This window comes from Xanthomonas vesicatoria ATCC 35937, from assembly GCF_001908725.1.
Lineage (GTDB): Bacteria > Pseudomonadota > Gammaproteobacteria > Xanthomonadales > Xanthomonadaceae > Xanthomonas > Xanthomonas vesicatoria.
This window is the reverse complement of the sequence record NZ_CP018725.1, coordinates 2,287,568-2,300,613: the sequence shown is the minus strand read 5'-3', so window position 1 is coordinate 2,300,613 and position 13,046 is coordinate 2,287,568. Positions and strand designations below refer to the sequence as shown.

The following is a 13,046-nucleotide window of genomic DNA, read 5'->3' as shown; positions in this document are numbered from 1 at the left end:
CGCTGCGGTTGACCGCGGGGCTGAATCGGCCCCTACCACTGGCCGGCGCACACGGGCGTTGCCTACCGTGACATCGGCGTTGCCCATGCCGCGCTCCGGCAGTGTGGGTGCACTACAGTAAAGGCCATTCATTGGAGGATTCTCGATGCGCCATTCCCGTCTGCTGACCAGCACGCTGCTGCTGGCCCTGCCCACGCTTGCCGCCGCACAGGCCGCGCCGCGGCCCGACGTTCAGGCCGTCGCCGGCGCGCTGCAGCCCAAGGTGGTGCAGTGGCGTCGCGACTTCCACCAGCACCCGGAGTTGTCCAATCGAGAGGAGCGCACCGCCGCGACCGTGGCCGCGCAGCTGCGCAAGCTTGGCCTCAAGCCGCGCACCGGCATCGCCCATCATGGCGTTGTGGCGATCATCAAGGGTGGCAAGCCCGGCCCGAAGATCGCCATGCGCGCAGACATGGATGCGCTGCCGGTGAAAGAGCAGACCGGGCTGCCGTTCGCCTCCAAGGCCACCGCCGAGTACCGCGGCGAGCAGGTCGGGGTGATGCACGCCTGCGGCCACGATGCCCATACCGCCATCCTGCTCGGCGTGGCGGAGGCGTTGGTAGGCATGCGCGACCAGCTACCCGGCGAGGTGATGCTGATCTTCCAGCCCTCCGAAGAGGGAGCGCCGGGCAACGAGGAAGGCGGCGCCTCGCTGATGCTCAAGGAAGGTCTGTTCACCGACTTCAAGCCGCAGGCGGTGTTCGGCCTGCATGTGTTCTCCAGCGTGCAGGCCGGCAAGATTGCGGTGCGCAGCGGCCCGCTGATGGCGGCCTCGGACCGCTTCGCGATCAAGATGATCGGCCGGCAGACCCATGGCTCGGCGCCGTGGAACGGTATCGACCCGATCGTGGCAAGCGCCGACATGATTTCCACCGCGCAGACGGTGGTCAGCCGCCGCGCCAACCTGTCCAAGCAGCCGGCGGTGCTCAGCTTCGGCGCCATCAAGGGCGGCATCCGCTACAACATCATCCCCGACGACGTGGAAATGGTCGGCACCATCCGCACCTTCGATGAAGGCATGCGCCAGCAGATCTTTGCCGATCTCAAGAACGTGGCCGAACACACCGCCGCCGCGCATGGCGCCAAGGTGGATGCGCAGGTACCTGACCAGGACGGCAACCCGGCCACGGTCAACGACCCGGCCCTGACGGCCAAGATGCTGCCCAGCCTGCAGGCCGTGGTGGGCGCCGACAACGTGTACGAACCGCCGTTGCAGATGGGCGCGGAAGACTTCTCGTTCTACGCCCAGCAGGTGCCGTCGATGTTCTTCTTCGTTGGTTCCACCGCCAAAGGCGTCGACCCGGCCACCGCGCCCAGCAACCATTCGCCGCAGTTCTTGCTCGACGAGTCGTCGCTGGATGTGGGCCTGCGCGCGTTGTTGCAGGTGTCGCTGGATTATCTGCAGCAGGGGTGAATGGGGATCGGGAAATCGGGATCGGGGATTGGGGATTCGCCTGCGGCTGGGCGGATCCCCTTTTTCGATGGCAGATGGGTAGGCCTGGCCTTCCGGCAACCCGCCGTGCTTTTTGCTCTGTGTGTCCGCATTGCCATACACCTCACGGCCAGCACTTGCGGCCTAAAATGGCGGGATGAATACCCCAGAAGATTCCGCCCTCGGTCGTGAGGTCGCCTACCCCAGTGGCTACGACCCGTCGCTGCTATTTCCCATTCCGCGCGCGGCCGGCCGCGAGGCGATCGGCCTGACCGGCGCCTTGCCGTTTATCGGGCGCGATCGCTGGCACGCCTACGAGCTGAGCTGGCTCGATGCACAGGGCAAGCCGTGCGTTGCAACAGCCACGTTGCACGTGCCCTGCGATTCGCCGTCGCTGATCGAATCCAAATCGCTCAAGCTGTATCTCAACTCGCTCAATGCCACGCGCTTCAACAGTGCCGAAGCGGTGCGCACGCGCATTGCCACCGACCTGTCCACGCGCGCTGGCGCGGATGTGTCGGTGGAGTTCGGCTTGCCGCCGATCGATACCGTGGGCGAGGGCGAGTCGATCGATACGCTAGATATCACCATCGACGATTACGGCCCGCCCAATGCGGCGTATCTGCGCGCGCAGGCAGGCTCCGCAGTGGAAGAAGTGCTGACCTCGGCATTGCTCAAATCCAATTGCCCGGTCACCGGTCAGCCGGATTGGGCCAGCGTCACGCTGCGCTATCGGGGGACCCGCATCGATCGTGAGGGCCTGTTGCGCTATCTGGTGAGTTTCCGCGATCACGCCGAGTTTCACGAGCAATGTGTGGAGCGCATATTCAACGACGTGCTGACCCGTTGCGCGCCGGAGTGGTTGGTGGTCGAAGCGCGTTATACCCGGCGTGGCGGGCTGGATATCAACCCGTTGCGCAGCTCGCCCAGCGTACCGATGCCGCTGTCGATCTTTCGCGACCTGCGCCAGTAAGTCGCCGCCTTGGAGAATCGCGCCAGCTTCACGGTGGCGCGATCCACGCTTAACAGCGCTCCACGCACCCTGCAGTCCTCGTGATGCACGAAGGAACGCAGCAATGAGCGCAGATAAAAAAGCAGATTTTTCCACTGTGACATCGTCGGTCGACAGCACCGCCGAGGTGACGCCCGCGCCGGATTTTTCCAACGTGCGCACCAGCGTGCAGAGCACTGCAGAGCTGGTCGAGGAATCGATTACCGTGCAAGCGGGCGACAGTCTGTCCAGCATCGCCAAACGTCACCTCGGTGATGGCGCCTTGTGGCCGCGCATTTTTGAAGCAAATCGCGAAACGCTCAAGGATCCGGACAAGATTTTCCCGGGCCAGGTATTGCGTTTGCCGCATAAAGCGTAGCTGCGGGCGTAACCGTCCTTGCATTGCAGAGATACGATGCGGACGCATCGGAGTCTGCAAAACATTCCAGAAACAATACTTCTCGATCGTTGGAGATTGACCCATGCGTACCAAATCCGTTTCAAGCACGCTCGTGATCGCGCTTGCCGGCGTGCTCGCATTGTCCGGTTGCAAGAAGGACGAAGATGCAAGCGTTTCGAAGGATCCTACCTCCGGCGCGGCCACTGACGCGATGCCGGGCCCAGCTGCAACGCCACCCGCCAGCGATCAGTCAGGACAAAGCACTGCGACCGGCGCTGCCAGCACCGACACCGCAGCTGCGACCGGATCTGCCGTGACGGTCTCCAGTGTCGCCGTCGGCACCAAGGCCGCCGCCGACAAGACGGTGACCCCGGCCGCCACCATCGGCACGAAGGACACCATCATTGTGTCGGTCAAGACCGATGGCAGCGCGAGCAATGTGGCGGTGTCGGCCAAGCTCACCTATCAGGATGGTCAGGTCGCCGGCGAGCAGAACGCCACGCTGACTACCTCTGGTGCGGAGACCACCAATCTCAGTTTTAGCAAACCCGACGGCTGGCCGGCCGGTACCTACACCGCGCAGGCGATGGTCGACGGGAAGCCAGCCGGCAACCCGCAGACCATTACGGTCAAGTGATTGCCACGCAGCAAATACCTGACGAGGTGGCTATCTGATGCAACTGGACTCTGCATAGGCGGCTCTCTGTCCGCAGCGCACTGTCTGCTTGTATCAATCGACAGCAAGAAGGCGCGGTTGCAAGATCGCGCCTTCTTGCTGCGCGTCGATTCCGCAACGGATTCGTTACAGCTGCATCCATTCCGATTGGCCGTGTGGCGGGATGAAGCGTCCGCCTGTGGTCGCTTTACCCGGCCGCTGCTCAGACGCGACAATGCCGTGCTGATCCAATGCCGCGTCCACCGCGCTGGCCGACCGGCGTGCTGCCAGCGACCCCCGTCGCGCACGCCAACGTCAACGTCGCTGGGCATCGGCGCTCCTCCCGACCACAAGAGCCATCGCACCTCATGTCGAAGACACCGAAGATCCTTTACACGCTCACCGACGAAGCTCCCTTCCTGGCCACGCAGTCGCTGCTGCCGATCATCGATGCCTACACCGATACCGCCGGGATCGTGGTCGAAACACGCGATATCTCGCTTGCTGGTCGCATCCTGGCGCTGTTTCCCGAAAGCCTGAGCGAGGAGCAGAAGATCGCCGACGACCTCGCCGAGCTGGGCGAACTGGCCACCACGCCGGAAGCCAACATTATCAAGCTGCCCAACATCAGCGCCTCGGTGCCGCAGCTCAAGGCCGCGATCAAGGAATTGCAGAACCAGGGCTATGCGCTGCCGGCCTATCCGGACGAGCCCAAGGACGCTGCCGAAAAAGACACCAAGGCGCGCTACGACAAGGTCAAGGGCAGCGCCGTGAACCCGGTGCTGCGCGAAGGCAATTCCGACCGCCGCGCGCCGCTGTCGGTCAAGAACTACGCACGCAAGCATCCGCACCGCATGGGCAAGTGGAGCAACGCGTCCAAGTCGCATGTGGCGCACATGGACGCCGGTGATTTCTTTGGTAGCGAGCAGTCGACCACGTTGGCCGACGCTGGCACGCTGAAGATCGAATTCGTTGGTGCCGACGGCAACAGCACGGTGCTGAAAGACAAGGTGGCGGTGAAGGCGGGCGAGATCGTCGATGCCGCCGTGCTGAGCAAGCGCGCGCTTGCCAGCTTTATCGATACACAGATCGCCGATGCGAAATCGAAGGGCGTGCTGTTTTCGGTGCACCTCAAGGCCACCATGATGAAGGTGTCCGACCCGGTGCTGTTCGGCGTGGTGGTCGGTGAGTTCTACAAGGACACGCTGAGCAAGCATGCCGATGCGCTCAAGTCGGTCGGTTTTGATCCCAACAACGGCATCGGCGATCTGTACGCACGTATCACGTCGCTGCCGGAAGCGACGCAAGCCGAAATCAAGGCCGATATCCAGGCCGAATACGCACAGCGCCCGGGCCTGGCGATGGTCAACTCGGGCAAGGGCATCACCAGCCTGCATGTGCCCAGCGACGTGATCGTCGATGCGTCGATGCCGGCGATGATTCGCGATTCCGGTCAGATGTGGAATGCCGAAGGCAAGCTGCAGGACACCAAGGCAGTGATTCCGGACCGTTGCTATGCCGGCGTGTATCAAGCAGTGATCGACGACTGCCGCACGCACGGCGCGTTCGACCCGGCCACCATGGGCTCGGTGCCCAACGTCGGCCTGATGGCGCAGAAGGCCGAAGAATACGGCTCGCACGACAAGACCTTCCAGATGCCTGGCGTCGGCACCGTCAAGGTTACCGACGGCAACGGCAAGACGGTGTTCGAACACGCCGTGGAAGCCGGCGATTTGTGGCGCATGTGTCAGGTCAAGGACGCGCCGATCCAGGACTGGGTCAAGCTCGCCGTCGAGCGCGCACGCCTGAGCGATACCCCGGCCGTGTTCTGGCTGGACACCGCGCGCGCGCATGACGCGCAGGTCATCGCCAAGGTCGAGAAATACCTGAAGGATCACGACACCAACGGCCTGGACATCCGCATCCTGCCGCCGGTGGAGGCCACCACGTTTTCGCTGGAGCGCATCCGCAAGGGTCAGGACACCATCTCGGTCACCGGCAATGTGCTGCGCGACTACCTCACTGACCTGTTCCCGATCATGGAGCTGGGTACCAGCGCCAAGATGCTCTCCATCGTGCCGCTGATGGCCGGCGGCGGCCTGTTCGAGACCGGCGCCGGTGGCTCGGCGCCCAAACACGTGCAGCAGTTCGTCGAAGAGAACTGCCTGCGCTGGGATTCGCTGGGCGAATTCCTGGCCCTGGCCGCCTCGCTCGAACATCTGGGCAACCGCTACGACAACCCGTCGGCCGCGGTGCTGGCCAAGGCGCTGGACGTGGCCAACGGCCAGTTCCTGGACAACAACAAATCGCCGGCGCGCAAGGTGGGCGAGCTCGATAACCGCGGCAGCCATTTCTATCTGGCGATGTACTGGGCGCAGGCCCTGGCCGCGCAGACCGAAGACACCGCGCTGCAGGCCAAGTTCGCACCGCTGGCCAAGGCGCTGACCGACAACGAGGCCACCATCGTGGCCGAGCTCAACGGTGCGCAAGGCAAGCCGGTCGAGATCGGCGGCTACTACCACCCCGACCTGGCCAAGGTCAGCGAGGCGATGCGCCCGAGCAAGACCTTCAACGACATCCTGGCAACGTTGAAGGCCTGATCGGCGGCACCGCCTGTCGGTGCGTGAACTGCAGTGACACCCAAGGCCCGCCTCCTCCAGAGGCGGGCCTTGTCATTTCAGCGAAAAGGCGACAGCGCCGTGATGGCGCGCAGCAGGCGGCGCGTGCGGCGCACCATGCGCTGTTCGCGCCGGGCGCGTTGCGCCGCGTCGATGTGTTCCGCGTCGGTCGCGGGAGGGGCCGACGCGGCCTGCGGCGCTGCGGGGTCCGCCACAGCGTCTGGTTCGGCCAGCCGCTGCGCCAGTTCCACGTCGGCAATGTGCCCGTGCTGGAACAGCAAGTCGGTAAAGATGCGCATTGATTCCGCCTCCACTTGAGTGGAATCCACAGTAGGCGCAGGCTAGGGGCGGCAAAAGCGAGGCTTTTGCAAAATCGTTTTGAATTCAATTCAAGGGTCTGCCCATGTCGCGTCCGCCGCTTCATGCCTTGCAAGGCTTCGTCAGCGCGGTGCGCCTGGGGAACCTGTCGCGCGCCGCTGCCGCGATGCATCTCACCGTCAGCGCGCTCAGCCACCAGATGCGTGTGCTCGAACAACGCTTGGGCTATCCGCTGTTGCAGCGGCATGCGCGTGGCGTGACCGCCACGCCGCAAGGTCAGCAATTGCTGGAGCGCATCGCACCGCATCTGGATGCGATCGCCGAAGCGTTTCAGCCGTTCGGCCCGCGCCGCGAGGATACGCTGACCCTGAGCATCACCCCATCGATGGCATCCACCTGGCTGGTGCCGCGCCTGGGCGGTTTTCTGGCCGACCACCCCACCATCGAGATCAATCTGTTCTCCAGCGAGCGGCTGGTGGATTTCGAGCGCCAGCAGCAGGTTGATGGCGCCATGCGCATTGGCGCCGGGCAATGGCCGGGCGTCATCGCCGAACCGCTGTTCGACGAATGGCTGGTCCCGATGGCAAGCCCCGCCCTGATCGCGCGCATGGGTGGCGCGGACGCACCGCCGCTGCAGCACTGGCCATTGCTGGGCGACCCGGACGACGCCTGGCTGCGCTGGTTTGCGGCGTTCGGCGGGCAGGCGCCACGGCGGTATGTCGCAGTGCTCGACGAATCCGAGGCGCATCACCGCGCCGCGCTGGATGGTGTCGGCGTGGCATTGGGGCGCGTCACGCGCGCACGCCTGCTGCTGGCGTCCGGCCAGCTGGTGGCGTTGTCCGCGCAACGGCTCAAGACCGGTTGGTCGCACTATCTGGTGTATCCGCCACGCTCGGCTGCGCATGCTGGTTTTCTTGCGTTCCGCGCGTGGTTGCAGGTGCAGGCGCGCGAACATGTCGCTCATGCACAGCAGGCCGCCATCGCGTCGCCGGCTACACCGCCCGCCCCGCGCCGTCGCAAGCGCTCCAGGACACTGCCGCCATGAGCCAGCCACCGTTACCGCCGCAGTCCGAACGCCGCGCGCTGGCAATCGCCCACGCGGTGTATGAAGCCTTCGAGGATTATCACGCCCGCTTTTCCGAGATCACCGCGCGCGCCCGGCAGCGTTTCGAAATGCGCGACTGGAGCGGTGCGCGCGAGGACGCGGTGGCGCGCATTGCGCTCTACGACCAGTACATCACCGAGTGCATGCTGCGCCTGCGTGCAGTGCTGCTGGGACAGGCGCACGATCGCGCGCTGTGGATGCGCGCGCGCAATCACTACGCTGCACTGCTGGACGGGTTGATCGATCAGGAGCTGTACAAGACGTTCTACAACACCCTGACCCGGCGCTACTTCGGCACCCATGGCGTGGATGCCGATATCGAATTCATTGCGCTGGATATCGAACCCACCGATGCCATCACCGTGCCGGTGGCACGTCATACCTACGCGGTCTCGCCCGGCCGGCTGACCGACATGCTGGTGCGGGTATTGGGTGACTACGCATTTGCAGTGCCGTATGCGCACCGCACAAGGTGCGCGGCGGCCATTGCCGTGCGCCTGCTCGACGATCTGGCGCACTGGGGCGAGCACCCGGTGCGCAGCGTGGAGTTGCTGGAGACGGTGTTCTACCGCGAGCGCCGCGCCTATCTGGTTGGCCGCGTGTTCGGTGAACATCGCTTCTCGCCGTGCGTGATCGCATTGGTCAACGACAAAGCTGGCCTGCGCGCCGAAGCGGTGTTGACCAAGCGCAGCGATGTCGCGCAACTGTTCAGCAATTCGCGCAGTTATTTTCAAGCCGACCTGTCGACGGTCGGCGATGCGGTGGTGTTCCTGCGCAGCCTGTTGACCCACAAGCCGGTCGATGAGCTGTACACCATGCTGGGCCGCGCCAAGCAGGGCAAGACCGAACGCTATCGGACGTTTTTCAGCCATTTCCAGGCGCAGCCGACCGAGCAGCTGGTGCATGCCGATGGCACGCCGGGCATGGTCATGGTGGTGTTTACGCTGCCCAGCTATCCGCTGGTGTTCAAACTGATTCGTGATCGTTTCGCCTATCCCAAGACCATGAGCCGCGCGCAGGTGGAGGGCAAATACGAATTGGTCTTCCAGCTCGACCGCATCGGCCGCCTGCTCGACGCGCAGCCGTATCGCTACCTGCGCTTTCCCAAATCGCGCTTCTCGCCGGCGCTGCTGCAGGAGCTGCAGACCAGCTGCGCAACGAGCCTGAGCGAAGATGGCGACGATGTACTGATCGCGCTGTGCTACGTGCAACGGCGCCTGCGCCCGCTCAATCTGTATCTGCGCGAACAACTGCCCGAGGCCGCGCATGCGGCGGCGCTGGACTACGGCCAGGCCATCAAGGACATGGCGCGCAACAACATCTTTCCCGGCGACATGCTGCTGAAGAACTTCGGCATCACCCGCCACCAGCGTGCGGTGTTCTACGACTACGACGAGCTGTGCCTGATCACCGAATGCAGCTTCCGTGACTGGCCCACGCCCACCACCTACGAAGAACAACTCGCCGCCGAACCCTGGTTCCACGTCGGTCCGCGCGATGTGTTTCCCGAACGCTTCGCCCTGTTCATGGGCTTGCCGGCCTCGCAGCTGGAAGCGGTCAAGCACATCCACCCGGAACTGTTCGACCCGCAATGGTGGCGTGATTTGCAGGCCCGCCTGCGCGAAGACGATTACCCGGACACGCCGCCGTATGCGGAGTCGCGGCGGCTGGCGTAGCGGTGATCGACGCACGACGACGTAGCCGCGTGGCGGAGCGCTAACGGGATCGGTAGGCGCGTTCGCGTGCATCGTGGTGCGAGCGCACGGGCTGCCCGGCGCTGGCAACAGCGCAGCGTTGGCACAGTGCCGAACATTTCGTTTTCGGCCGCACACTGGTACAACAGGCGCTCACGTTGAAGGGAGTGCGGCAATGCAATGGAAGCAACGGGTCGGGTTGGGTATCGCGTTGGGACTGGCAATGACGGGAGGTGCCAACGCCAAGGCCGCTGCGGTCCGCCAGCAGATCGAAGCCAGCATGAATGTCAGCGGCGAGCTGACCTTGACCCCGGCTGGCGCGGTCACCGAGGTCAAGCTCGAGGACGAACAACGACTGCCCGCCGTCGTGCGCGACCAGGTCAAGCAGTCGGTTGCGTCATGGCGCTTCGATCCGGTCAGGGACGACGGCACGGCGCTGCCGACGCAGTTGCCGATGAGCCTGCTGCTGGTCGCCAAGCCGGTCGACGACAATCAGTATCGGGTGTCGATTCGCAGCGCGCATTTTGGCGGTCAGGCCGAGCAGGGGGATGCCGCACAGGCCAGGGACATGGCGCCGCCGCCTTATCCGGTCAATGCCTTCAGGGGCGGGGCCACTGGCGTGGTCTATCTGCTGCTCAAGATCGGACGCGATGGCAAGGTGGAGGATGTGGTTGCCGAACAGGTCAACCTCACCTCGCTGGTTTCCGAGTCCAAGCGTGCGCGCTGGCGCAAGGAATTTGCCGATGCCTCGATGGCCAAGGCGCGCAGTTGGACCTTCATCCCGCCCACGGCCGGGCCTGAGCGCAATGCACCGTTTTGGGAGATGCGCGTGCCGGTGACCTTCGACATCGCCGCGTCCGAGAGGGACCTGGATGCCAAGCAGAAAAAATGGCAGTCCTATCTGCCGGGTCCGCGCCAGAGCGCGTCGTGGAGCACGCAGCGCTCTGCTCCGACGACCGATAGCCCGGACGCCTTGCCGGGCTCGGGCCTGTTTTCGCTGCACGGCGAAGGCGTGCGCCTGATGACGCCGCTGCAGGAAGGCTAAAACGTACTACCACTGATACAGGCGCGCCCGGCGCAGCGTGTGGCCGGGCGCGCCGCTTTTGCCGGCACTGCGAAGGGAGGGCGCGCCAAGGCGCCTGGATGGGCCGAGCCCATCGATCACGTGCTTGGCAACGCGGATCCACCGAAGCGACGCCTGCATCAGGTCATGCCGCCCACAAAAAAGCCCCGCAATGCGGGGCTTTCCGTAGTGCTGACGCAACCGACCTCAGCGCTTCATCGAACTGAAGAACTCGTCGTTGGACTTGGTGGTCTTCATCTTGTCCAGCAGGAATTCCATCGCGGCGATTTCGTCCATCGGGTGCAGCAGCTTGCGCAGGATCCAGATCTTCTGCAGCAGCTCCGGCTCGATCAACAGATCTTCGCGACGCGTGCCCGAACGGTTGATGTCGATCGCCGGATACACGCGCTTTTCGGTGATGCGACGATTCAGATGCACTTCGCTGTTGCCGGTGCCCTTGAACTCTTCGTAGATCACCTCGTCCATCTTGCTGCCGGTTTCCACCAGCGCCGTGGCGATGATGGTCAGCGAGCCGCCTTCTTCCACGTTACGCGCCGCACCGAAGAAGCGCTTCGGGCGGTGCAGGGCGTTGGCGTCCACACCACCGGTGAGCACCTTGCCCGAGCTGGGCACCACGTTGTTGTAGGCGCGCGCCAGGCGGGTGATCGAGTCGAGCAGGATCACCACGTCCTTCTTGTGCTCGACCAGGCGCTTGGCCCGCTCGATCACCATCTCGGCGACCTGCACGTGGCGCGCGGCCGGCTCGTCGAACGTGGAGGAGATGACCTCGCCGCGCACGGTGCGCTGCATTTCGGTCACTTCTTCCGGGCGCTCGTCGATCAACAACACGATCATGTGCACTTCGGGATGATTGGTGGTGATGGCCGTGGCCACTTGCTGCATCATCATCGTCTTACCGGCCTTGGGCGGGGAGACGATCAGCGCGCGCTGACCCTTACCCTGCGGCGCCATCAGATCCAGGATGCGGCCGGTGATGTCCTCGGTGGACCCATCGCCACGTTCCAGACGGAACCGGCGACGCGGGAACAGCGGGGTCAGGTTCTCAAACAGCACCTTGTTCTTGCTGGCTTCCAGCGGCTCACCGTTGATGGTGTCCACGATCGACAGCGCAAAATAGCGTTCGCCGTCCTTGGGGAAGCGGATGCGGCCGGACAAATGGTCGCCAGTGCGCAGGTTGAAGCGGCGGATCTGGCTGGGCGAGATATAGGTATCGTCCGGGCCGGCCAGGTAGCTGGCCTCGGCGGCACGCAGGAAGCCGAAGCCGTCGGGCAGGATTTCCAGCACGCCGTCGGCGGCAACGCCTTCGCCATGGCGGGTCAGCACCTTGAGCAGGGCGAAGATCACGTCCTGCTTGCGCGCGCGCGCCACGCCTTCCTGGATGTTGAGCTGGTCGGCGATATCCAGCAGCTTCTGCGCCGGCATCCGCTTGAGATCGCTCAGCGAATAGACCGGGAAGCCCTCCGGTACGGCCGGGTGCGGACGCGCGATGAAGGGCTCGTTGCTGCCATCGGAAGACGGCATGCCGCCGCCTTCGTTACCGAACCGATCGCGCGGACCGCGGTCGCGGCGGTTGCGGAACCGGTCGCGGCGATTACCCTGCTGATTCTGCCCCTGGCCCTGCTGGTTCTGGCCGGCGTTCTGGCCCTGGCCCTGATGCTGGCCTTGACCTTGGTTCTGGCCTTGGCCCTGGCTTTGCGCCTGATTCTGGTTCTGCTGTTGCTGCGCCTGATTGAAGCGCTGCTGCTGCGACTGGCCGCCTTCGCGTGGCTCGCCGTGGCTGTCGCCGCCCTGACTGTTCCCGTTGTTGCCAGGCGAACTGCCGGCGCCATCGCCGGACGTCTGCGCCGGTGCCGATTCGGCAGCGTGCGACGGTGCCTGCGGGGCACGTGTAGCGTCGGGAGCGGGGCTGGCGGGCAAGGGCAGGTTGGGCTGCTGTGCGCCGCCATCGTCATGGGCGACGGCGGTCTTGCTCACGCGCGGTTTGCGCGCGCGCTTCTCGACGGGAGCGTCGACGCTGCTCCCGGTATCGGAGGAAGGATGATCGGACAAGTGCGTGATTCCTCGCTAAGGTGCGAGCGCCCGGCTGGGGGGCGAACTATTGGTAGATGGGAGTCTAGAAGACGTCTAGAAAAGCGACGGTCTAGAGGGGTACGGCGGCGCACGAACGTGTGCCGGACCAACTGACACTATCACCGCGGCGCGCAACCGCGCAAGCGTGGGCCATGGCAGGGTTTAACTGCCGGCGAACCGCGGGGCGCCCATGACTGGACGCCCTTTCACTCATGCGGCCGCGCCGCCCAGGGTCTTGTCGATCATCTGGGTCAGCTGGCCCTTGCCGACCGCCCCGATCTGGCTCGCCTGCACCTCGCCATCCTTGAACAGCAACAGCATCGGGATCGAGCGCACGTGGTACTTGATGGCCAAGGCGCGGTTCTGGTCCACATTGACCTTGGCAACCTTGAGCCTGCCCTGGTATGTATCGGCCAGATCGTCCAGCACCGGTGCGATCATCTTGCACGGGCCACACCACTCGGCCCAGAAATCCACCAGAACCGGTTCGCCGGATTGCAGTACTGCTGTATCGAAGTCGGCATCGCCGACATGTTGAACCTTGTCGCTCACGTTGGGTCTCCTGGAAACCAAACGGCCCACCCGGATCGGGCAGGCCGCCACATTGCGTTAAACTGGGGCATTGCGCGACTGAATCAAG

11 protein-coding genes are annotated in these 13,046 nt (G+C 64.5%); 8 read left to right on the top strand and 3 right to left on the bottom strand.

Annotation, left to right across the window (positions count from 1 at the left end):
• Positions 1 to 145 precede the first annotated feature (145 nt).
• From BJD12_RS10070 to BJD12_RS10050, 5 genes are all read left to right on the top strand, one after another.
• Complete coding sequence (locus tag BJD12_RS10070) at positions 146 to 1,453, top strand: M20 family metallopeptidase (RefSeq protein ID WP_005987933.1); 1,308 nt, start codon at positions 146 to 148, stop codon at positions 1,451 to 1,453.
• 175 nt (positions 1,454 to 1,628) lie between these two features.
• The gene (queF, locus tag BJD12_RS10065) at positions 1,629 to 2,444 is read left to right on the top strand and encodes an NADPH-dependent 7-cyano-7-deazaguanine reductase QueF (RefSeq protein WP_005987935.1); all 816 of its coding nucleotides are present in this window, start codon (positions 1,629 to 1,631) and stop codon (positions 2,442 to 2,444) included.
• 103 nt (positions 2,445 to 2,547) lie between these two features.
• Positions 2,548 to 2,841: a LysM peptidoglycan-binding domain-containing protein gene (locus BJD12_RS10060; RefSeq protein WP_005987938.1), complete on the top strand. Its 294-nt coding sequence runs from the start codon at positions 2,548 to 2,550 to the stop codon at positions 2,839 to 2,841.
• A gap of 103 nt (positions 2,842 to 2,944) precedes the next feature.
• A complete protein-coding gene (locus BJD12_RS10055; RefSeq protein ID WP_005987940.1) occupies positions 2,945 to 3,499 on the top strand; it encodes a hypothetical protein in 555 nt (184 codons plus the stop codon).
• A gap of 386 nt (positions 3,500 to 3,885) precedes the next feature.
• The gene (locus BJD12_RS10050) at positions 3,886 to 6,117 is read left to right on the top strand and encodes an NADP-dependent isocitrate dehydrogenase (protein WP_005987942.1); all 2,232 of its coding nucleotides are present in this window, start codon (positions 3,886 to 3,888) and stop codon (positions 6,115 to 6,117) included.
• A gap of 77 nt (positions 6,118 to 6,194) precedes the next feature.
• Here BJD12_RS10050 and BJD12_RS10045 read toward each other — a convergent pair whose 3' ends face one another.
• Positions 6,195 to 6,434 (bottom strand): hypothetical protein, encoded by a 240-nt coding sequence (locus BJD12_RS10045; RefSeq protein ID WP_005987944.1) that lies wholly within the window; start codon positions 6,432 to 6,434, stop codon positions 6,195 to 6,197.
• 104 nt (positions 6,435 to 6,538) lie between these two features.
• Here BJD12_RS10045 and BJD12_RS10040 point away from each other — a divergent pair, with 104 nt between their 5' ends.
• From BJD12_RS10040 to BJD12_RS10030, 3 genes are all read left to right on the top strand, one after another.
• Positions 6,539 to 7,498, top strand: a complete 960-nt coding sequence (locus tag BJD12_RS10040) for a LysR substrate-binding domain-containing protein (protein WP_005987946.1) — start codon at positions 6,539 to 6,541, stop codon at positions 7,496 to 7,498.
• Positions 7,495 to 9,234: a bifunctional isocitrate dehydrogenase kinase/phosphatase gene (gene aceK / locus BJD12_RS10035; RefSeq protein ID WP_005987948.1), complete on the top strand. Its 1,740-nt coding sequence runs from the start codon at positions 7,495 to 7,497 to the stop codon at positions 9,232 to 9,234. The genes BJD12_RS10040 and aceK overlap by 4 nt, the downstream gene beginning before the upstream one ends.
• A 193-nt stretch (positions 9,235 to 9,427) precedes the next feature.
• On the top strand, positions 9,428 to 10,297 hold the full coding sequence (locus BJD12_RS10030) for an energy transducer TonB (RefSeq protein ID WP_042827570.1): 870 nt from the start codon (positions 9,428 to 9,430) through the stop codon (positions 10,295 to 10,297).
• A 225-nt stretch (positions 10,298 to 10,522) separates the two neighbouring features.
• Here the strand turns inward: BJD12_RS10030 and rho are convergent, their stop codons facing one another.
• Complete coding sequence (gene rho, locus BJD12_RS10025) at positions 10,523 to 12,385, bottom strand: transcription termination factor Rho (RefSeq protein ID WP_005987951.1); 1,863 nt, start codon at positions 12,383 to 12,385, stop codon at positions 10,523 to 10,525.
• A 231-nt stretch (positions 12,386 to 12,616) separates the two neighbouring features.
• On the bottom strand, positions 12,617 to 12,958 hold the full coding sequence (gene trxA, locus BJD12_RS10020; RefSeq protein WP_005987953.1) for a thioredoxin TrxA: 342 nt from the start codon (positions 12,956 to 12,958) through the stop codon (positions 12,617 to 12,619).
• Positions 12,959 to 13,046 lie beyond the last annotated feature (88 nt).

Excerpts from the sequence above, each read along its gene's own strand:
- BJD12_RS10070 (WP_005987933.1), top strand. The coding sequence starts at position 146 with ATGCGCCATTCCCGTCTGCTGACCAGCACGCTGCTGCTGGCCCTGCCC.
- queF (WP_005987935.1), top strand. The coding sequence starts at position 1,629 with ATGAATACCCCAGAAGATTCCGCCCTCGGTCGTGAGGTCGCCTACCCC.
- BJD12_RS10060 (WP_005987938.1), top strand. The coding sequence starts at position 2,548 with ATGAGCGCAGATAAAAAAGCAGATTTTTCCACTGTGACATCGTCGGTC.
- BJD12_RS10055 (WP_005987940.1), top strand. The coding sequence starts at position 2,945 with ATGCGTACCAAATCCGTTTCAAGCACGCTCGTGATCGCGCTTGCCGGC.
- BJD12_RS10050 (WP_005987942.1), top strand. The coding sequence starts at position 3,886 with ATGTCGAAGACACCGAAGATCCTTTACACGCTCACCGACGAAGCTCCC.
- BJD12_RS10045 (WP_005987944.1), bottom strand. The coding sequence starts at position 6,434 with ATGCGCATCTTTACCGACTTGCTGTTCCAGCACGGGCACATTGCCGAC.
- BJD12_RS10040 (WP_005987946.1), top strand. The coding sequence starts at position 6,539 with ATGTCGCGTCCGCCGCTTCATGCCTTGCAAGGCTTCGTCAGCGCGGTG.
- aceK (WP_005987948.1), top strand. The coding sequence starts at position 7,495 with ATGAGCCAGCCACCGTTACCGCCGCAGTCCGAACGCCGCGCGCTGGCA.
- BJD12_RS10030 (WP_042827570.1), top strand. The coding sequence starts at position 9,428 with ATGCAATGGAAGCAACGGGTCGGGTTGGGTATCGCGTTGGGACTGGCA.